The organism is Peptoniphilus faecalis (assembly GCF_012976305.1).
GTDB lineage: Bacteria > Bacillota > Clostridia > Tissierellales > Peptoniphilaceae > Peptoniphilus_A > Peptoniphilus_A faecalis.
The window spans coordinates 99,715-119,253 of the sequence record NZ_JABDSR010000005.1; the positions used below are offsets into that span (position 1 = coordinate 99,715).

A 19,539-nucleotide genomic window follows, 5' to 3' on the forward strand; every position below is an offset into this window, starting at 1 on the left:
TTTAAATAATCTTATTTATAAAATTTTTTTATTAATTTAAGCTAATTGTAAACTTTGCTTTACTGTTTACTTTTTATCAAATTAAATCAAACTTTTGTAAAGGTTCTTGGCGTTAGCTTATTTTCTATTATTCCAAGTATAAAGTCTGCCAATACTGCCATTAGTGCCGTTGGTATTGCTCCTGCAATTATTATCGGGCTTCCATTGGCAACAGTTATTCCTCTTGTTATTATATCGCCAAGTCCTCCTGCACCTATGAAGGTTCCCACTGCTGTTACTCCTATGGCAAGGACTAGTGCATTTCTAATGCCGCCCATTATAATTGAAATTGCAAGGGGCAATTCAACTTTTGTCATTAGTTGAATTCTTGTCATGCCCATACCCATTGCTGCGTCAACAAGTTCTGGCGTTACAGAATTTATGCCAGAAACTGTGTTTTTTAATATGGGAAGAATTGCGTATAGAAATACGGCAAAGACCACTGTATTTGGCCCCGTTCCTATTAAAAACATGAGTATGGCAAGCATTGCAAGGGAAGGTATGGTCTGCATTACATTGGCAATGCTAATTGTAAGCCTTGAAAGTTTTCTTTTTCTCGCCACAAAAAATCCAAGAGGTATTGCAATTATTGATGCAAATAAAACTCCATAAAGGGAAATTAAAAAGTGCCTAATAAATTGCTCAAAAACATAGCTTGAATTTTGTGCGTAGTACATTATTACCTCAGACATTTTTTCCTCCTTCCACAAAAGTTTTATACTCTTGTAACTTATTTTTGTCGACTTTTACATCTTCAAAATAATTATTTTTTTTCAAAAAGTTTTCTGCTACCTTTGCCGGTTCAATTAAGTCTTCATCTGCTTGTCTATTTAATTCCTGCATAGTTTTTGATGAGACTTGTCCCACTAGTTTCATTATTGCAATTTCTGCTTCTGGATATTTTTCCACAATTTCTTCCGATGCAATGGGCGATGCGTCATAGGGTGGGAAAAGTCTTTTGTCATCTTCTAATATTACTAAGTCGTAAGATGAAATTTTTCCGTCAGTTGAGTATCCAAGGACTACATCCATTTCGCCACTGGCAAGTGCTGTATATACGAGTCCAATATCCATTGGGTAGACACTTTTAAATCCATAGCCATAAGTTTCTTGAAAGGCTTTATATCCATCGCCTTCTCTCTTTATCCAAGCGGTGTCAACTCCAACGCTAACTTTGTCCTTTAGTTTTTCTAAATCTGAAACTTTTTTAAGATTATTTTCTTCTGCAAATTTTTTAGTAACCATAAAGGCATATGTGTTGTCAAAGCCAAAGGATGGATACCAAAATCTATTCCACCTTTTATAATATTCCTTCATTACAACTTCTTGTGCTTCTTTTGGATCTCTTATTGGTTTCATGCCAAGTTCGCCACTAAGTGCGGTACCTGTGTACATGGCACCAACTACATTGACATCTCCTTTTAACATGGCTATGTGATTTAAGACTGATGATGATAAATTTGTTATTAGTGAAACATTAAGGTCTGTGTGATGTTCTATCATTTGCTTAACCATTTCTCCCAATATTTGTCTTTCAGTATTCGACCCAGTGGCAACAACTACATTTGTTTTTGTGTTTCCACCAATGCCTGGTAATGTGCAAGATGTCAAAAATATGGAAGCCATCGCAAAAATTAAAATTAATTTTTTAAATTTTTTCATCATGCCACCTCACTTGTCTTGTTAGGTGAAAGCTTGTCTTCCAAAATTCCAAAGAAGAAATCAACGATTATAGCCATTAATGTTACGGGAATTGTTCCCCATACAACCATTGGCATTATTGCATTTGTAAGTCCATTAAATATAAAATCTCCTAGTCCTCCTGCTCCAACATAGGATGCTAGAGTTGTCCATGCAAGTACATAAATAGCAGAAAGTCTTATACCACTCATAATTACTGGCATAGCCATTGGTATTTGAACCTTCAGAAGAATTTGCGACCTCGTCATACCCATGCCCTTGGCTGCGTCAATTAATTTGTCGTTAACTCCTGCTATTCCTAGATAAGTATTTCTCAAAATTGGAAGTAAAGAATAGATAAAAAGGGAAACTATGGCAGGTTTTTTGCCAACTCCAAAAATTGGAATCATAAGTGCCAATAGTGCAAAGGAAGGTACAGTTTGGAGTACTGATGCAATTGCCATTACAATTTTTGCCGTAGTCTTTGAGCGAGTTAAAAATATTCCCAGTGGAACTGCAATTAAAACTCCAAAAAATAGTGAAATGGCTGCAATAAAAAGATGTTCCATTGATTTTGATAAAATTTCTCCACTATTAGCAAGTAAAAAATCAATCATTATCTTCACCTATCTTTTTAGATGCCTCTCCTGATGCGTCTTTCATAAGTTCTGACAAGTTGTCGTCTTCAAAAATTTCTTCACTTTCTTCGCCATCTTCATTTTCCCAAAGGTTCGTGTAAATTGTATCTACTACGGAAGCTCTAGTTACTAGACCAACGAGTTTGTTTTCTATATCCACTACTGGAAGGTTTTTTATATCCAGGTTATAAATATCTCTTATGGCATTCATAATAACTGTGTCTTCTCTTATTGCGTGAACTTTTTCCATTACTTCATTAAGGGACTTTATTTTTTTACCAAATCTTCCTATGTCAAACATTCCAACTGCTCCAAGAAGATGGCTTTCTTCGTCAGTTACAAAAATTGTATCTACTCTTCTCTTTCTCATAAGGGCAAGGGCATCGTAAGTAGACCTATCGCTAGAAAGTGAAACTGGATCTTTTAACATTATTGTTTCTACTGTTCTGTAAGATGTTTTTGCTTCGTTTAACTTTTCTTCTCCAAGCATATCTTCCACGTACTTGCTCTTTGGATTTTTTAAAATATTTTCTGGCGTGTCAAATTGTTCCACATGTCCCTTTCTCATGATTACAATTCTATCTGCAAGGGACAGCGCCTCGTCCATATCGTGAGAAACAAATACTATGGTCTTTCCCATTTCTTTTTGAAGTCTCTTTACAAGTTTTTGCAAAGCATCTCTAGTTATTGGATCAAGTGCGCCAAAGGGCTCGTCCATTAATATAATATCTTGATCTGCTGCAAGAGCTCTTATTACTCCTATTCTTTGTTGTTGTCCTCCAGATAGTTCCGATGGATATTTATCTAAATAAGATAAGGGCAAGTCTACTTTTTCGATTAAGTTTTCTGCTATTGGTCTAAGTTTGTCTTCGTCCCACTTTAAAAGTCTTGGCACGAGGACTATGTTATCGTAGACTGTCATATGCGGGAGTAGTCCAATTTGTTGAATTACATATCCAATTTTCCTTCTAAGATCAACTGGATCCATGTTTTTTATGCTAACTCCATTTATCAAGATATCTCCACTAGTTATGTCATTCATTCTGTTGATCATTCTCATGCAAGTAGTCTTCCCCGATCCACTGGCTCCAATAAAGCATATAAATTCGCCATCCTTAAATTTTAAATTTATATTTTCAGCTGCAACCTGATTGCCAGGATAGATTTTACTGACATTTTTAAATTCTATCATTCTAACCTCTCCTTTTTACTTATTTTATTATACCCTAAATAATGATATTTCAAAAATTACTCATTTTGACCTTTTGTACATAAATGTTATAATAGTCTTGTAAGTATATTTTTTGTTTTAAGGAGGATATTATGGCTAACGATTATCATGAACCAGCAGAAGAATTGACAAAAAAATCAAGGGATATTATTAGAGCAATCAATTCATTAAAAGAAGAAATTGAAGCAGTTGACTGGTACTACCAAAGAGTTTCTCTTTCTGAAGATAAAGAATTAAAGGAAATAATGTGGCACAATGCAAAAGAAGAAATGGAACACGCAATGATGACACTTGAATGGTTGCGAAGAAACCAAGAAGGTTGGGACGAACAAATGAGAACTTACTTGTTCTGTGAAGGCGATATTATGGACGCAGAACATGATAGTAAGTAAAGGATAATATTATAAAAAATAATATACTAAAAAATGGCTAAATATTTTTATATCTAGCCATTTTTTAAACTTTTTTTATTCTAATATCTAAATTTTTTTCCTTAATTTTATATTCAGTATATTCTCTCATCAGTTCATAAAGAGTAGATGCTAATGGTATAAATACCCACATTCCCACTACTCCAAATAGAGAACCACCAACTGTAATTGCAAATAATGTCCAAAGTGATGGAAGTCCTACTTTGTTTCCAACTATCTTTGGGTATACTAAATTAGATTCAATTTGTTGAAGAATCAAAATTAAAACTATAAAGGCAATTCCCTTTGTAGGGTTTTCTATTACTGTCATTACAAAGCCCATGGCTCCGCCCAAAAAAGGTCCAATTATTGGAATGAGATCTGTAACTCCAATTATAACTCCAAGGGTTGCTGCATTGGGAACTCCAATTATAAAGCATGATACAAAGGTTGCAATTCCTATAAAAGTCGCTACTGTAAGTTGTCCTCTTATAAATCCAAAAAAGTTTTCGTGAAGAAGGTGCATTACATGAATTATTTTATTTGCAACTCTATTGTTAAAGAAGGAATAGCAAATCCTTGTAGCTTGATATCCAAGTCTTTCCTTGTCAGCCAAAATATAAATTGATGTTATAAGGGCAAGCATAAAGGATACAAGTCCGCCTAATATGCTTGATGCAGTTGAAATTGCACTATTAATTATATTTGATGACTTTTCCTTCGATGTTACAAAGTCCTTAATTCTGTTAAATATTTCATTCCAGCTTAAATTATCATACTCACTTTGCAGTTTGTCTGAATAATTACTTAGATAGGGAATTTCTCTAGTCTTGTCAATTGCCATTTGTAAAAAGCTTGGCAGTGATTTCCTAATTCCGTCAAAGGATTTAATTAGTTGAGGTACAATTATTGCCATTATTATAAATATTACTAGTATAATAAATATAAAGGATAGAGCTATGGAAATTGTCCTCTTATGCTTTTCTATTTTTTTATTTTTTATTTTGCTAAAAACTTTTCTCTCAAAAAAGTTTAGAGGTATTTTCATTATAAAGGCAATGACTCCACCTAGTATGAAAGGTGTCATTATTCCAAGTAATATGCCAAAACCCGTGAATATACTTTTGCTATTTAAAAATAAATAGGCAATGAATAGTAGTGCTAGTCCCGTTAAAAAAATCTTTTTATAAACTTCATTTTTAAAGGACAATTTCCTTAGTGGACTATTTCCACTTTCTCTTGTTTCTCTTTTTTCTTCCATAATCCTCCTTATTTTTTTGAAAGGCTATCTAAAAAGTCAAAATAATCTTCAAAAAAAGATTTTTGCATATCAAGCATACTATTGATGTAGATTTCAGAAAAATTAAGTGCCAATTTCATTTGTCTAGAGAAAATCTCTCTGTAATCGTCGAGAATTCCAAGGGTTTCTTCTTTAATTTCTTCTTGATTATAAAGCATTGGCAAATTGCTTTTCCTTTTATTTTTTTTCTTTTTATCTTCATAGATATTTGGATTTATTTCCATAATTATTTCAAAACCCTTGTCATCTGGTTTTTCCTTTTCCTTTAAGTTGATTTCAATATTTTCTTCTTTTAAAGGAGCTTTGCCATAATCTAGTGGAAGCAAATATCTAATGGGATTTACAGCAAGAGATTTTTTGTCTTCCTCTTCCTTTGTAAAGGAAATTACACCGCTATTTTGGTGCTTTGAAATTTCTTTTAATTTTAAATCGTCTATTTTTTTTGAATCTTCATTATTTTTTAAATCTTTTTTACTCAATTTAAAAACCTCTCAATACATCAGGTCTAAAATTTTTCTTTTTCAAAGTTTTTTCTATCGCCTTAATGAGATCTAGCCTGTCTTCGTTTAAATTTCCTGCTAAAAGAACATAATTTGATGCATGATTAGACCTAAAGACTGTTCCTTCTGAATCAACATGTTCCAAAAATATTTTCATCTCTTCTAATATTTCGCCAGCATCGGGCATTTTAAATTTGCCAGAAATATAATCTGAGTAAAGTGGAGTATTCTTATAAATTCTCATAGTGAGGTATCCCAAGAAATCTGGCTTAGTTTCTGATACAAGTTTTGCAGTTCCCACTGCATTTTTTTCCATTCCTTCAACTCCACCTAATCCTGCAATAATAGTAACAGAAGTCTTAAATCCCGCTTCCTTTGCTTTTTTCATTGCAGTTACGTACTCTTCATAGGTGATGCCCTTTTTAATTTCTTTTAGAAGTTCTTCATCCCCAGTTTCAAATCCAATGTATAACATTTCAAGTCCTTCTTCACGAAGCCTTTTTAATTCATCAAGGGACTTCCTATTAATGTCTTGAGCAGTCGCATAAGATGAAACTCTATTTACATTGGGATAATATTTTTTTATAGTTCTTAAAATTTCAATTAAATCTTCTGTCTTCAAAACAAGTGCATCTCCATCAGCCAAGAAGATTCTTTCAAAATAATCTCTGTAAGAGCTCATTTCAACTAAATCCTTTTTAATATCTTCAAGAGATCTTATCCTAAAGTCGTCATCTTTATACATATAACAAAATGTACAATTGTTGTGAGAACATCCCACAGTCGCCTGAATAATTAGTGACCTCGCCTCACTTGGCGGTCTAAAAACATTTCCATAGTACTGCATATTTCTCCCCTTCTAATTTTATTTTTAATTTTTACCGTGTTTCTTTAATAAATCGTCCTTAACCTTCCAAAGTTTTTCTGATAAATCCACGATGTATTCATTTGGATTGTCTAGTCTCTTAGTTTCTTCCCACAATGTGTCTAGTTCCCTCTCTGCCTTCTTCTTTATTTCTTCAAGACTTGGAAGTTTGTAGACAAGTTTGCCTTTGTCGTATATTTGTACGAGAACTTTTTTGGCAGTGTAATTTGTGAGAGTTTTTCTCTTCCAAGTGTAAATTGGATGGAAAATTTCATAATTGTCTTTTGGTATTTCTTCATCTCTTAATGCAACTACATCTGCCATTGCCTTCCCCGTTTCATTTTCGTAAAATCTATAAAGTTCTTTAAACCCTGGAGTAGTAATTTTTGTAACATTTTCAGAAATTTTTATCTTTGGAGTAATTTTTCCATCTTCATCGACAGTTGCAACTAATTTATAGACACCACCAAAAACTGGAGATGATTTTGATGTAATAAGTCTTTCGCCAACTCCAAAGGAATCGAGTTTTGCTCCTTGATGTAAAATAGTCCTTATTGTGTATTCGTCAAGTGAGTTTGACGCCATAATTTGCACATCTTGATAACCTGCGTCATCAAGCATTTTTCTCGCTTTATTTGATATATATGTTATATCCCCTGAATCGATTCTTATGCCCTTTGGTCTAAATCCACGAGGAACAACTTCTTCATCAAAAACTTTTATTGCATTTGGCACTCCTTCTTTAAGAGTGTCATAAGTATCTACTAATAAAAGACAATTGTCTGGATAAACTCTTGCAAAGGCCCTAAAGGCTTCAAGTTCTGTGTCAAACATCTGAATCCAAGAATGTGCCATTGTGCCAAGAGCTGGCACGCCAAACATTTTGTCAGATAATGTGTTGGCAGTCCCTGCACATCCCCCAATATATGCAGCTCTTGCCCCTAAATTTGCAGCAGAATATCCCTGTGCTCTCCTTGAGCCAAATTCAACAACGGGTCTTCCCTTTGCTTGTTTTACAATTCTTGAGGCCTTTGTGGCTATCATTGATTGATGATTTAAAGTTAGAAGTATCATAGTTTCTAACATTTGTGCTTGAATTGCAGGCCCTCTTACTGTAACAAGGGGTTCACCGGGAAAGGCTAAAGTCCCTTCTGGCATTGCCCACACATCACATTCAAATTTGAAATCTCTTAAATATTCTAAAAATTCTTCGTCAAAAATATTTTTCTTTCTCAAAAACTCTATGTCCTCTTCAAAGAAGTGAAGATTTTCCATATATTCGATCAATTGTTCTAGCCCAGCAATAATAGTGTATTCACCGTTATCAGGCACTTCTCTAAAAAACATATCGAAGATTACAGTCTTATCTCTCATTCCTTCTTTAAAAAATCCATTTGCCATTGTTAATTCATAAAAATCCACAAGAAGCGTGAAATTTTTTTTAACATTATAATTTACCATTTTATACTTCCTTTTTATCTACATATAATGCGCTTGATTTTTTAGCGTATTTAATTTAAATTAAGTAAATTATATCACATTGCGAAGGTTTTTGATAATTAATGCTCTTTAGAATTGTCACAAATTATAAAAGATTTTTATTTTTAAAAGATTTTTATTTTTAAAAACTCATTGTGTTATAATCTTTAAGCAAAAGTTTAGGCGGTACAAAAATATTTTAGCGCCTTTACAAATTGTATTTAGTTAAATTTAGAAAATAACTGTGCTATAATGAGAATAGATTGGTAAAGGTGAAATTTTTTGGAAGCAATAAAAAGCACTGTGGACATAGAAAGGTCCCTTATAAAAACATATAGAAGAGATATTTACAAAAAATTTGTACAAGGTGTAAATAAATATGAACTAATTAGTCCTGGCGACAAAATTGCTGTTGCAATTTCTGGCGGGAAGGATTCCCTCACTCTTGCGAAATTATTGCAAGAATTAAAAAGGCATAATAAAGTGCCCTTTGAACTTGAATTTATAACAATGGATCCTGGTTATCTCCCCGAAAATAGAGAAAGACTTGAGTTCAATTGTGAAAAACTCGGTATACCAGTTAAGATTCACAACTCCGATGTTTTTTCTGTTGCAGAAAAAATGTCTGAAGGCGGTTCTCCTTGTTATATGTGTGCAAGAATGCGCCGTGGAAATTTATACAATAGGGCGAAAGAACTGGGATGCAATAAACTTGCTCTTGGTCATCACTTTGACGATGTCATCCAAACAGTTCTTTTAAATATTATTTATGCCGGCGATTTTAAAACTATGATGCCAAAATTAAAATCGCAAAATTTTGAAGGTCTTGAACTTATTAGACCAATGTATCTAGTTCGAGAGGAAGCAATCATCCGCTTTATGAAATCCACTGGATTATCTGCACTTGATTGTGCCTGCACTGTTACAAAGAAAAAATCTGGCAACAAGAGATTTTTTATAAATGACTTAATCGAAGAGCTTAAAAAAGAAAACAAAAATGTCGACATAAATATTCTTCGTGCTACTGAAAATGTAAATATGGAACAAATCTTAGGTTTCAAAGAAAAAGGCAAAAGACATAACTTTTTGGAATTTTATTAGGAGGATATATGCAGGAATTTAAAATGATTTCTTGGAATGTAAATGGACTTAGAGCTGTCATTAAAAAGGGGTTTATGGATTACTTCAACGAAGTTGACGCCGATATATTTGCACTTCAAGAGATAAAACTTCAAGAGGGTCAAATTGAAATGGACCTTCCTGGTTACTACGAATTTTATAATTATGCAGAGAAAAAAGGTTACTCGGGTACGGCAATTTTCTCTAAGAAAGAACCTATTAATGTATATTATGGAATTGGATCAGAAGAGCATGACAACGAAGGACGGGTTATAACACTAGAGTTTGAAAATTTTTACTTTGTAACTTGTTATACACCTAATTCAAAGAGAAAATTAGAAAGGCTTGATTATAGACAAGTTTGGGAAGACGACTTTAGAACTTATCTAAATGCTTTAAAATCAAAAAAAGGTGTAATTTTGTGTGGCGATTTAAATGTCGCTCACAAAGAAATCGACCTAGCAAATCCATCTACTAACAGAAGATCTGCAGGTTTTACTGATGAAGAGAGAAATAAATTCACAGAACTCTTGGATAATGGATACATCGACACTTTTAGATATTTTTATCCAGAACTTATAGATGAATATTCATGGTGGAGTTATTTTGCAAAGTCAAGAGAACGAAATATTGGATGGAGAATAGATTACTTCGTAGTTTCAGATGACCTTGAGAAAAATTTAGTAGACGCAAAAATTCATCAAGAAATTATGGGATCGGATCACTGTCCTGTTGAACTTAAAATAAAACTTTAAATATAGGAGGAATTATGAAAAATTTATTGTCAGTTCCTATTAAAAATGATATTTATTATATAGGTACAAATGATCGACAAACAGAATTATTTGAAGGAATGTGGCCTCTTCCAAAGGGTGTTGCATATAATTCATATCTAGTTAAGGGTGAAAAAAATGTACTTTTTGACCTAGTAAAAGTTAACACAGTCGATGATTATATCCAAAAAATAAATGAAATAGTCGGCGAAGGCGAAAAAATTGATTATATAATAATCAATCACATGGAACCAGACCACACATCTTCTCTTAAATCAATATTGGACATTTATCCAGAAGCAAAACTCGTTACAAATAAAAAAGCTGTCGCCATGTTAAATAATTTCTATGAAGTTACAGACAATATCGTAGAAGTAAAGGAAGGCGAAACAATTGAACTTGGAAATAGAAAATTTACTTTCTACATGACTCCTATGGTTCACTGGCCTGAATCCATGGTAGCCTATGAAGAAACTACAAAGACGCTTTTCTCACAAGATATTTTTGGCGGCTTTGGAACTCTTGACGGCGGTATTTTTGATGATCGAATTGACTACAACGACAATTACCTTGAAGAAACTACTAGATATTTCATAAATATCGTTGGCAAATATGCGACACAAGCACTTAAAGCTCTAAAAAAATTAGCTGTTCTTGACGTCGAACTAATTTGTCCAGATCACGGACCAATTTGGAGAGAGAACCCTAAAAAAATAATCGACATCTACACATCCCTTGCAAAACAAGAAACAATTGACGGTTGCGTAGTAATCTATGGATCTATGTATGGAAATACAGAAACAATGGCAGAAGCTGTCGCAAGGGGACTTTCTGAAGGTGGACTTACAAATATTAAAATTCGCGACATAACAAAGACTTCCTTCTCCTATCTACTATCAGATATTTGGAGATACAAGGGCGTAATCCTTGGCTCATGTTCCTACGACAATAACTTGTTCCCGCCAATGAATTATCTATTGACAGAGGTTTCTCATCAAAGGATGAAAAATAATTATTGGGGAATTTTTGGATCCTATTCCTGGTCTGGTGGAGCACTTAAAACTCTAAAGAAATATATGGAAGATGGAAATTACGATGTGCTCGACACACAACTTGAAATTCAAGGTTCAGCAACCGATGAAGAAATTAAGAAGTTAATCGACTTTGGAAAAGAAATGGCCGCAAAAATTTTAGATAAATAAATTAATCGTCACGATTTCGTGGCGATTTTTTGAATAAAATCTCTTGTACCAACTTTTTAACTATTTAGAAAAAGATTTATAAAAGATTACTTTAAGCTACTTAAAAATAAAATGCACAAAAAAAGAATGTCAAATTACTTTACAAAATGACATTCTTTTTAAATATCCAATTCCATCCAATTTAAACTTTTTGGTTCAATCACGTCTTATCACCTATATTCTTATTTTACCTAAGCCCTATACAAATTGATATTCTCACAGTCCCAACTCTAAGCCTGTGTACCTCATCATATAAAAACTAAGAGTAATATCAAAACAAACTATTTACCATCATTTTATACATTAAACGTCTATTAAAAACTATTCGATTTATATAAAAGCCTTGACCTTTTAAGTCAAAACTCGTAAATTTAACAAAATCAAAAACATTTTTCAAATTTTGGATGGAATTGTCAAGTTTCTCCAAATAAGATTTTATTTTTATTTATTTTTTACTTTAATACGATAATCTTATTTGGTACTAATATTATACCACGTATTTTTATTTTTAAACACTTTTTATAAAAATTTTTTTAATTTTTTTATAAATTTCTGTAGTATAATGTTTTTAAATTGAGGAGGCGTAAAATGAATATATTAATCGGATATAAAAAATGCAGCACTTGTAAAAATATAGAAAAATTATTAAAAGAAAAAAATATTTCCTATGAATACAGAGAAATTGACAAGGAGCTCTTGTCAGTAGATGAGCTTAAAAAAATAATGAAAAGGGCAAATATTGATGTTCTAAAACTCTTTAATACAAGTGGTATGAAATATAGGGAATTTGGACTAAAGGACAAGAAAAATGAAATGACAGAAGAGGAAATATTAGAATTACTTTCAACAGATGGCATGCTAGTAAAAAGACCAATACTTTTAAAAGATGATAAAGCCTTTGTAGGTCCACAGGTAAAAAAATATTTGGAAAGCTTATAATCACAAAGTTTTATAGTTCAAAAAAACTAGAATTGGTTTCAACTCTAGTTTTTTTTATTTCATTCATTTTTAAAAAATTTATCTATCTCTAAGGCGTCTTCAGCTTTTATTAACACTGTTATTTTATCTCCATAAAGTATGATATCATCTGCTGTTGGAACTATTTCAACTCCTTCTCTTTCTATTGACATTATTATTATATGCCTTGGAAAATTTATATCTCGCAAAGTCTTTCCTGCAAATTTTAATCCATCTGTTATTGTGTACTCGAAAATCGAATAATCGCCAAGCTCTCTTTCCTTTGGACTAAGTAGGTTTTTGTCCCTTAGTTGTCTTTCGAAAAGGGTGTCATAAATTGGGGCAACTTTTAAAATTTCTGCCACATAATAGGAAACCATTACAACTATGGAAAGAGCTATTAAATGTTCAAAAGTTGAAGTCATTTCCGACACTAAAATAACTGAAAGTATGGGACTTCTAACCACCGATGCTAGTATGCCACTCATGCCAAGGATTATAAAATTTACATAATATTCTTCTAGTCCAAAATTATTTTGTAATATTGAAAAAATAAGTGCTCCACAAGATCCTCCAATTACAAGTACTGGCAAAAAGATACCTCCCTGTACTCCCGAGCCGTAGCAAAATGTTGTGTAAAATAACTTTACTAAAAGTATTGCCAAGATATATTTTATTGGAAATTGTCCTCTTGCCATTTTTTCTAGGAGTCCATGGCCGCCTCCCGTTCCTTCAAAAAAGATAAATCCAATTATAATTGTAACGCTCATTAATAATCCATACTTTAAAATTTTTGAATTTATTTTCTTAAAAAGATCTTGAAATTTTGTAATTAAATAATTATAAACTCCACCAACTAGTCCTGTTAATATTCCAATTAAAATCGCCACCCAAATAAGTTTCATAGGTAAAGATTCAGAAACAAAGAAAGAAAAAGATGTCTCGGCTCCCATTATTACAAAGGAAACATAATTGGCAACTATTGATGCTATAAAGGATGGCAAGAGAACAAATTTTGAATAGGATTTATGAAGTTCTTCTATCGCAAAGATACAACCTGCCATTGGTGCGTTAAAGGCTGCTGCAAGCCCTGCTGCTGCTCCTGCTGTAATCATGTACTTTATTTCATCTGGCGGTCTTTTTATTGCCCTTCCAATAAATTTTGCCGCTGCACCGCCCATTTGTATTGATGGACCTTCTCTTCCAAGAGAAAAGCCCATGAGGTTGCCCAATCCTCCACCTACAATTTTTGATATAAGCGTTGGCACTTCATCCATTTTAAATTTGCCTAGTATTTCGCCTCGGATTTGTGGAATTCCACTTCCTCCAGATAGAGGCACCCAATTTAATAATTTATAAATTACAAAGGAAATTATTATTGCAAGGACAATTAAAATTAAAATTGATTTTAATTTTAATTCACTGTATAAGATTTTTCTATAAAAATCCATTTTCATTATTACAAATCTATATAAAACTGAAAAAAGTCCTGCAAAAGTTCCTACAATTAGGGAGTCAAATAAAATTCTAAATATTAATTTACTCTTGTTGTTAAAATCATTTTTCATTACTTGCTCCTTTTATTAAATTCTTCCAATCTTTCTCGCTTAATTTTAAAATTTCTATATATTTTTTTTCCTTTTCAATTTTATTTGGAGTAGTATAGAAATTAAAATTTACTTTTTTTATCTCGCTTCCATCTATATCTGCTATTACCTTAAACTTTTTTGACTTTATTAAGTTATAAAACCTTGCATTAATATGCATAAATTCATCGTGATAGATGAGGTTTTTCTCCTTTGGATAATAACTCATCCTAAAGTTTCTTTGATTTATCTTTCCCTTAATTGTTTTCAAATTTTCATTTTCTTCGTGCTCAATGAAAATATGTCTGTGAGGAACTTTTAGTTCAAAATCCTTTTTTATTTTTAGCATATACTTTCCGTCATCGGACTGAAGTTTTAAAAGATTTTTGTCATCGTCTGTTTCCATGTAAAAAACTATTACATCTTGTTTTTCTAAGTCGCCGTAAATATTTAAAAATTCTTTTTTTAGAACTTCACTTAAAATCGTAAAGGGAAAGTAATTTTCTTCCCGATAAAATTCTTCAACTTTATTCATAAGTTTCTCAAGGTCCAAGGACTTTACTTTAATTTCATATATATTTGTTGAAATGTTTTTTACATTAGTTTTTCTAATTATTCTCGTCCACTCTTTTTTTACATATTTTTTTAGTTCTGAGTTTTTTTCAGAAAAAGAAACTGGCGGCAAAAATAATTTTTTATTATTTATGTCATAGCCAAGATCTCCTAAGACATTGGAGTCCTGAGATAAATTTAACATTGTATTTCTGTCAATATAAAGAGGAAGATCGGAAATTTCATCTCTATAAAGATAGACATCGCTATTTACAATTTTTTCGCCCACTGTCTTTGTCTTCTTATCTTCTTCTTTTCTTTCAAGAAAGTACAGGGATTTATTTGTCACACTCTGAAAATTTATAATATTTAATTTATCGCCATTTTCTTTAAGGCTACTCAACCTTATACCATAATCTCCCGAGCTCTTAACTTTTTCAAAAATATCACTTATGCCAAAATCTTCGATATAGTCATCTGCAAAGGCAAAAATTCTGTCATCAATGGTGTAAAGCACTTCTGCTACAATTTTCTTTGGATAGCGTTTAAAATTATTTACTCCCAAAAAAATCAAGGCAACTAAAATAAATATTAAAAAAATACTTTTCCTTTTCATAATATCACTACTTTGTATATAATAATTATAGTTTACAATAAATATTCTCTTCATTGCAATTAAAAAGGCACCTTTGAGTGCCAATTATTTTACATAATGATATTTTTTCTCCATTTTCCAAATTTATAGTAAATTACCATGAGAAGAAAGTTTACAAAATATGAAACTGGATAAATTATACTTATTACTCTTATGGAATTAAATATTGGCATTGCAAAGTAAACTACCACTAATCTAAAAATACAAATTGTCAAAAGAGAAATAATCATTGGTCCCATTGCGTTTCCGCTTCCCCTAATAAATCCAGAAATAGTTTCTGAAAGTCCAAAGGACCAAATTCCAAGACTTATTATCCTCAAAAAATCGGAACCATATCCAACTACCTTTGGATCAGAATTAAATATTGCAATAAGCTCTTCTGCAAAGGCAACGGCAATTACTGATAAAACTGCGGAAATTCCAAATACAATCAAAAGCGAAACTTTAATCCCCTCTCGGAGCCTTTCGTATTTTTTTGCACCAAAATTTTGTCCCGAAAAAGTTGTCGCTGCAAGGGCAATTGCTTGAAGTGACATAAATAAAAATCCATCGATCCTTCCTTCTGCTGCAACACCTGCAATGGCATCGGGGCCAAAGGAGTTTATCTTTGCTTGAAAAATTACATTTGTAAAGGATAAAAGTGCTGTTTGAACTCCCGTCGGTATTCCAACTTCAAAAATTCTCTTTGCTTCAAACTTGTGAAGTTTTATTTCTTCTTTTCTAAGTTTGTAAGAGCCATCTGTTTTTAAAAGTGAATAAGTAACAAGAGCTGCTGATGCTACTTGTGATGCAAGAGTTGCAATACCAGCACCTAGTACAGACATTTGAAGCCATCCTACTAAAATTAAGTCGAGAACAATATTTACAACGGCAGAAACGCATAGAAAGTTAAAAGGTCTCTTTGAGTCGCCTGTTGCCCTTAAAATAGATGCACCCATGTTGTAAATCAGAATTGGAATAGTTCCCAAAAAGAAAACTCTCATGTAAATTATTGCATCCCTAAAAATCTCTTGCGGCGTGTCCATTATCCTAAGAAAGAAGGGCGTCGTGAAATAACCAAAAATTGTTATAAAAAGCCCTGACATTAGTCCAAGAAAATAAGAAACGCCAACAGATTTTTTTAATCCATCCCTATCATTTGAGCCATAATAAAGGGATATTATTACAGACGCACCAGTAGTAAGCCCTAAAAAAAGTCCAATTAATAGATTTGAAACTGGTCCCGTTGCACCAACTGCTGCCATAGGGTTTTTCCCTGCAAATCTTCCTACAATCATAAGGTCTGCTGTATTATATAATTGTTGCAAAAAATTTGTAAGAAGAAGGGGAATTGCAAATTTTATAAGTCCCTCTGCAATAGAGCCTTCTGTCAAATTTATATTTCTGCTGATTTTTTTACTCATCTTTGTACCTCACAATTCCAATATATACTTTTTTAAGCTCTCCCACATTGCTATTTAAAAGCTCTCCCTTTTTTATATCAGATATTGCATAGGTAACATTGCAAGCCACACAATTTCCATATTCTTCACCTGTATCTGCATCCATTCCAGAAGGTATATCCACGCCAATTATATAATTTCCATGAATATTTATAATATCAATTAAACTTCTGTAGAATTTATTTAATTTTCTATTAAGTCCTGTGCCAAAAATTGCATCCACAGTAATTTCATTTACTTCAATAGATTCAATTAATTCATTAAAATTATCGCCTTCAATGTATTTTACATCTGTAAGTTTTTTTATAATCTCTAAATTTTTGGAAAAATCCTCTGTTTCTTTGTCTCCAACTACAAAGACTTCAACAGTTTTTCCATTAAGTATTAAATGTCTTGCGATTACAAGTCCATCACCGCCGTTATTTCCCTTACCGCAAATTATTGTAAAGGAATCGTACTGATTAATTTCACGAAAAATCCCCATACCTGCATTTTCCATTAAAATAAGAGAATCAATTTTAAACTCCTCTATTGTTCTCTTTTCTAGTTCAATCATCTTGTTTTTTGAAATTGTCACAGTAATCCCTCCCTGTGTTTATTATATGCTATTTATTAAAAATTGACACCACATTATGATAATTTTTGAACTTTATTTTATTCTCTTTAATTTCTAAATTATATAGCAATTAATTATTTATTTATCCTTAATAATAAATTTTTGCAAGGAGAATATAATACAACAAAACTCTCGCAATTGCAAAAATCTTTCCATTTTTTTCAAAAATTATTTTTATACCCTTAATAAAAATATTTAAATAAAAATAATTTTATTAGTTGATATTTAATATCAATTGAGTTATAATTAAATTAAATTTTTAATGAATAAATAATTAAGTTAAGTTTTTATAGAAAAAATAAAATTATATTAATAGGAGGAATTATGACAAATTATCTTAAAATTGCAGAGAAAGCAAAGCCAGAGTGCATAAATTGTGCCCAAGAAATTTTTGAAGCTATTTCAAAAAATTCTACTACAAAGTCTCTTGATAAGGTTAAAAAACAAATGGACAACTTAAATACATTCTTATATACATACTTTCTCATTACTTATAATAAAGACCTCACAAATATTCACGACGATTTTACTTTAAAAATCAAAAATGTCCATGATAAATCTTCTTTAAAAAATATTGCAAATCAGTTGATTGAAGCTTATTCCAATTCTCTACTTGATGAAATGGAATTTTCTAGAAATGAAATTATAGACAATGCCCTAAAGATCATTAATAAAGAATACGCAACGGGGTTAAATTTAGAAGATCTTGCAAAAAAACTTCACCTTTCCAAAAATTACCTTTGTTCACTTTTTAAGGAAGAAACAGGCTTTACATTTTGCCAATATTTAAATACATTAAAGACTAATAAGGCAAAAAAACTTCTTTTAGAAGATAAAAAGACTTTAGAATACATTAGTTATGAATGTGGGTTTTCTTCACAACCTCATTTTACTATGACCTTTAAAAAGTATACTGGTAAAACACCTCGTGAATACAAAATGAGCCTAGTGTCCCAATAATCTAATTATTGAAATCCTCCATGCTTTGCTATATTATATAGTAATTGGAGGATTTTATGCTTTTTAACTCATTTGAATACTTGATTTTCTTGCCCATAGTTGTGTTTTTTTACAACTTATTACCAAGAAAATTTAAAAATATATTTTTGCTATTGGCAAGCCTCGCATTTTATAGTTTTTGGAATGTTAAATACACATTCCTAATGCTCCTTTCAATATTTATAACCTACATAACTGGAATATATATTGAAAAAAATAGGGCAAATGTAAAAAAAATGAAGCTTGCTGTCTTTTTATGCTTTTTTATAAATTTGGGCATACTCTTTATTTTTAAATACTTTAATTTTTTTGCCAATATTATAAATAGTTTTTCTGACAGTAATTTTAATATTGCAATAGATGTGCTACTTCCAGTTGGGATTTCCTTTTACACTTTTCAGGCACTTGGCTACACCATTGACGTGTATAGAGAAGACCTTCACGCAGAAAAAAATCTCGTGAACTACGCCCTTTTTGTATCTTTCTTTCCACAACTTGTGGCAGGACCCATTGAGAGAAGTGTAAATTTACTACCTCAATTAAAAAGCCCAAAAAAATTTAGCTACGACAATCTCATTAGTGGTCTAATCCTATTTACCTATGGAATGTTTTTAAAATTAATTATCGCCGATAGAGCTGCAATTCTCGTAAATGAAGTCTTTGGAAATTATGAAAGCTTTTCAAGAGAAATTTTAATTATTTCAGGCATTTTATTTACACTACAAATTTATTGCGACTTCTATTCCTATTCTATAATGGCAAAGGGATCGGCAAAAATCCTCGGCATCGATCTAATGGATAATTTTAAGGAGCCACTCCTTTCTAAATCCATTACTGAGTTTTGGAGAAGATGGCATATTTCTCTATCCACTTGGTTTAAGGACTACCTATACATTCCCCTTGGTGGAAATAGAAGGGGCAAGATGAGGAAATATTTTAATTTAATTGTTGTTTTTTTAGTGAGTGGACTTTGGCACGGCGCAGAACTTTCCTTTGTGCTATGGGGTCTTATCCACGGAATTTTTAATGTACTTGAAAATATTTTTGGTCTTAATAAAAAAAGCCTTCATAAAAATATTTTTGTAGATACCTTTAAAAGAATTGTAACTTTTATAATAGTTGTCTTTGCCTTTATTTATTTTAGAGCAGAAAATATTCACCAAGGCAACGAATATCTACTTGCAATTTTAAATAATGAGAAAAGCCTTGATTTATTAGGAGAATTGTCAAAAACTTCCTTTGGAATTTCAAATATTTATCCTCTAACCTTTGGTGTAATTATTTTATTCATCTTCGACATTTTAAAGTACAACAAAATAAATTTAAGTGAAGGTCTTTTAAAAATAATTCTTCCAATAAGGTGGTTAATTTACCTCGCCTTTATCTTTATAATAATAATTTTTGGCGTATATGGTCCAGAGTTTTCTGAATCCGCCTTTATATATTTTCAATTCTAG

At 31.7% G+C, this 19,539-nt stretch carries 19 protein-coding genes; 7 read left to right on the top strand and 12 right to left on the bottom strand.

Features of this window, described 5'->3' with window-relative positions:
• Positions 1 to 86: 86 nt before the first annotated feature.
• Genes HKO22_RS04655 through HKO22_RS04670 form a run of 4 tightly spaced genes read right to left on the bottom strand, consistent with a single transcriptional unit; the run spans position 87 to position 3,549 of the window.
• Positions 87 to 731 (bottom strand): ABC transporter permease, encoded by a 645-nt coding sequence (locus HKO22_RS04655; protein ID WP_169968890.1) that lies wholly within the window; start codon positions 729 to 731, stop codon positions 87 to 89.
• On the bottom strand, positions 724 to 1,701 hold the full coding sequence (locus tag HKO22_RS04660) for an osmoprotectant ABC transporter substrate-binding protein (RefSeq protein WP_169968892.1): 978 nt from the start codon (positions 1,699 to 1,701) through the stop codon (positions 724 to 726). Before HKO22_RS04660 ends, HKO22_RS04655 begins: the two co-directional genes overlap by 8 nt.
• Positions 1,701 to 2,336: an ABC transporter permease gene (locus tag HKO22_RS04665; protein WP_169968894.1), complete on the bottom strand. Its 636-nt coding sequence runs from the start codon at positions 2,334 to 2,336 to the stop codon at positions 1,701 to 1,703. The genes HKO22_RS04660 and HKO22_RS04665 overlap by 1 nt, the downstream gene beginning before the upstream one ends.
• On the bottom strand, positions 2,329 to 3,549 hold the full coding sequence (locus HKO22_RS04670; RefSeq protein WP_075660046.1) for an ABC transporter ATP-binding protein: 1,221 nt from the start codon (positions 3,547 to 3,549) through the stop codon (positions 2,329 to 2,331). The genes HKO22_RS04665 and HKO22_RS04670 overlap by 8 nt, the downstream gene beginning before the upstream one ends.
• A 131-nt stretch (positions 3,550 to 3,680) precedes the next feature.
• On the opposite strand from HKO22_RS04670, the gene HKO22_RS04675 reads away from it, so the two are divergent.
• Entirely contained in the window at positions 3,681 to 3,980 is a 300-nt protein-coding gene (locus HKO22_RS04675) for an encapsulin-associated ferritin-like protein (RefSeq protein ID WP_075660045.1), read from the top strand.
• Positions 3,981 to 4,044: 64 nt separating this feature from the next.
• Here the strand turns inward: HKO22_RS04675 and HKO22_RS04680 are convergent, their stop codons facing one another.
• From HKO22_RS04680 to HKO22_RS04695, 4 genes are read right to left on the bottom strand one after another with little or no spacing between them, the layout of a single operon-like run.
• Complete coding sequence (locus HKO22_RS04680; protein ID WP_169968896.1) at positions 4,045 to 5,259, bottom strand: AI-2E family transporter; 1,215 nt, start codon at positions 5,257 to 5,259, stop codon at positions 4,045 to 4,047.
• Positions 5,260 to 5,267: 8 nt separating this feature from the next.
• Positions 5,268 to 5,777, bottom strand: coding sequence for a hypothetical protein (locus HKO22_RS04685; RefSeq protein WP_169968898.1), 510 nt, complete (start codon positions 5,775 to 5,777; stop codon positions 5,268 to 5,270).
• 1 nt (position 5,778) lies between these two features.
• Positions 5,779 to 6,645: a radical SAM protein gene (locus tag HKO22_RS04690; RefSeq protein WP_169968899.1), complete on the bottom strand. Its 867-nt coding sequence runs from the start codon at positions 6,643 to 6,645 to the stop codon at positions 5,779 to 5,781.
• A 24-nt stretch (positions 6,646 to 6,669) separates the two neighbouring features.
• Complete coding sequence (locus HKO22_RS04695) at positions 6,670 to 8,124, bottom strand: nicotinate phosphoribosyltransferase (RefSeq protein WP_075660041.1); 1,455 nt, start codon at positions 8,122 to 8,124, stop codon at positions 6,670 to 6,672.
• 300 nt (positions 8,125 to 8,424) lie between these two features.
• Here HKO22_RS04695 and HKO22_RS04700 point away from each other — a divergent pair, with 300 nt between their 5' ends.
• The 4 genes from HKO22_RS04700 (at position 8,425) to HKO22_RS04715 (ending at position 12,214) form a co-directional block, all read left to right on the top strand.
• Positions 8,425 to 9,243: a tRNA lysidine(34) synthetase gene (locus HKO22_RS04700; protein ID WP_169968901.1), complete on the top strand. Its 819-nt coding sequence runs from the start codon at positions 8,425 to 8,427 to the stop codon at positions 9,241 to 9,243.
• A gap of 8 nt (positions 9,244 to 9,251) precedes the next feature.
• Positions 9,252 to 10,016, top strand: coding sequence for an exodeoxyribonuclease III (locus tag HKO22_RS04705; RefSeq protein ID WP_169968902.1), 765 nt, complete (start codon positions 9,252 to 9,254; stop codon positions 10,014 to 10,016).
• Positions 10,017 to 10,030: 14 nt separating this feature from the next.
• A complete protein-coding gene (locus HKO22_RS04710; RefSeq protein ID WP_075660038.1) occupies positions 10,031 to 11,236 on the top strand; it encodes an FprA family A-type flavoprotein in 1,206 nt (401 codons plus the stop codon).
• Between the two features lie 627 nt (positions 11,237 to 11,863).
• Positions 11,864 to 12,214 carry a Spx/MgsR family RNA polymerase-binding regulatory protein gene (locus tag HKO22_RS04715; RefSeq protein WP_169968904.1) on the top strand — a complete coding sequence of 117 codons (351 nt, stop codon included), beginning with the start codon at positions 11,864 to 11,866 and terminating at the stop codon, positions 12,212 to 12,214.
• A gap of 59 nt (positions 12,215 to 12,273) precedes the next feature.
• On the opposite strand, the gene HKO22_RS04720 is transcribed toward HKO22_RS04715, so the two are convergent.
• The 4 genes from HKO22_RS04720 to HKO22_RS04735 form a co-directional block, all read right to left on the bottom strand.
• Positions 12,274 to 13,800 carry a ClC family H(+)/Cl(-) exchange transporter gene (locus HKO22_RS04720; protein WP_169968906.1) on the bottom strand — a complete coding sequence of 509 codons (1,527 nt, stop codon included), beginning with the start codon at positions 13,798 to 13,800 and terminating at the stop codon, positions 12,274 to 12,276.
• Positions 13,790 to 14,986 (bottom strand): hypothetical protein, encoded by a 1,197-nt coding sequence (locus HKO22_RS04725; protein ID WP_169968908.1) that lies wholly within the window; start codon positions 14,984 to 14,986, stop codon positions 13,790 to 13,792. Before HKO22_RS04725 ends, HKO22_RS04720 begins: the two co-directional genes overlap by 11 nt.
• Before the next feature lie 89 nt (positions 14,987 to 15,075).
• Positions 15,076 to 16,428 (bottom strand): MATE family efflux transporter, encoded by a 1,353-nt coding sequence (locus tag HKO22_RS04730; protein WP_169968909.1) that lies wholly within the window; start codon positions 16,426 to 16,428, stop codon positions 15,076 to 15,078.
• Positions 16,421 to 17,044: an NAD(P)H-hydrate epimerase gene (locus HKO22_RS04735; protein WP_169968911.1), complete on the bottom strand. Its 624-nt coding sequence runs from the start codon at positions 17,042 to 17,044 to the stop codon at positions 16,421 to 16,423. The genes HKO22_RS04730 and HKO22_RS04735 overlap by 8 nt, the downstream gene beginning before the upstream one ends.
• Positions 17,045 to 17,407: 363 nt before the next feature.
• Here HKO22_RS04735 and HKO22_RS04740 point away from each other — a divergent pair, with 363 nt between their 5' ends.
• Both HKO22_RS04740 and HKO22_RS04745 read left to right on the top strand, forming a co-directional pair.
• A complete protein-coding gene (locus HKO22_RS04740) occupies positions 17,408 to 18,043 on the top strand; it encodes a helix-turn-helix domain-containing protein (RefSeq protein WP_075660033.1) in 636 nt (211 codons plus the stop codon).
• A 56-nt stretch (positions 18,044 to 18,099) separates the two neighbouring features.
• A complete protein-coding gene (locus HKO22_RS04745; RefSeq protein ID WP_169968913.1) occupies positions 18,100 to 19,539 on the top strand; it encodes an MBOAT family O-acyltransferase in 1,440 nt (479 codons plus the stop codon).

Excerpts from the sequence above, each read along its gene's own strand:
- HKO22_RS04680 (WP_169968896.1), bottom strand. The coding sequence starts at position 5,259 with ATGGAAGAAAAAAGAGAAACAAGAGAAAGTGGAAATAGTCCACTAAGG.
- HKO22_RS04660 (WP_169968892.1), bottom strand. The coding sequence starts at position 1,701 with ATGAAAAAATTTAAAAAATTAATTTTAATTTTTGCGATGGCTTCCATA.
- HKO22_RS04690 (WP_169968899.1), bottom strand. The coding sequence starts at position 6,645 with ATGCAGTACTATGGAAATGTTTTTAGACCGCCAAGTGAGGCGAGGTCA.
- HKO22_RS04705 (WP_169968902.1), top strand. The coding sequence starts at position 9,252 with ATGCAGGAATTTAAAATGATTTCTTGGAATGTAAATGGACTTAGAGCT.
- HKO22_RS04655 (WP_169968890.1), bottom strand. The coding sequence starts at position 731 with ATGTCTGAGGTAATAATGTACTACGCACAAAATTCAAGCTATGTTTTT.
- HKO22_RS04715 (WP_169968904.1), top strand. The coding sequence starts at position 11,864 with ATGAATATATTAATCGGATATAAAAAATGCAGCACTTGTAAAAATATA.
- HKO22_RS04745 (WP_169968913.1), top strand. The coding sequence starts at position 18,100 with ATGCTTTTTAACTCATTTGAATACTTGATTTTCTTGCCCATAGTTGTG.
- HKO22_RS04720 (WP_169968906.1), bottom strand. The coding sequence starts at position 13,800 with ATGAAAAATGATTTTAACAACAAGAGTAAATTAATATTTAGAATTTTA.
- HKO22_RS04740 (WP_075660033.1), top strand. The coding sequence starts at position 17,408 with ATGACAAATTATCTTAAAATTGCAGAGAAAGCAAAGCCAGAGTGCATA.
- HKO22_RS04725 (WP_169968908.1), bottom strand. The coding sequence starts at position 14,986 with ATGAAAAGGAAAAGTATTTTTTTAATATTTATTTTAGTTGCCTTGATT.
- HKO22_RS04665 (WP_169968894.1), bottom strand. The coding sequence starts at position 2,336 with ATGATTGATTTTTTACTTGCTAATAGTGGAGAAATTTTATCAAAATCA.
- HKO22_RS04675 (WP_075660045.1), top strand. The coding sequence starts at position 3,681 with ATGGCTAACGATTATCATGAACCAGCAGAAGAATTGACAAAAAAATCA.
- HKO22_RS04710 (WP_075660038.1), top strand. The coding sequence starts at position 10,031 with ATGAAAAATTTATTGTCAGTTCCTATTAAAAATGATATTTATTATATA.
- HKO22_RS04695 (WP_075660041.1), bottom strand. The coding sequence starts at position 8,124 with ATGGTAAATTATAATGTTAAAAAAAATTTCACGCTTCTTGTGGATTTT.
- HKO22_RS04730 (WP_169968909.1), bottom strand. The coding sequence starts at position 16,428 with ATGAGTAAAAAAATCAGCAGAAATATAAATTTGACAGAAGGCTCTATT.
- HKO22_RS04670 (WP_075660046.1), bottom strand. The coding sequence starts at position 3,549 with ATGATAGAATTTAAAAATGTCAGTAAAATCTATCCTGGCAATCAGGTT.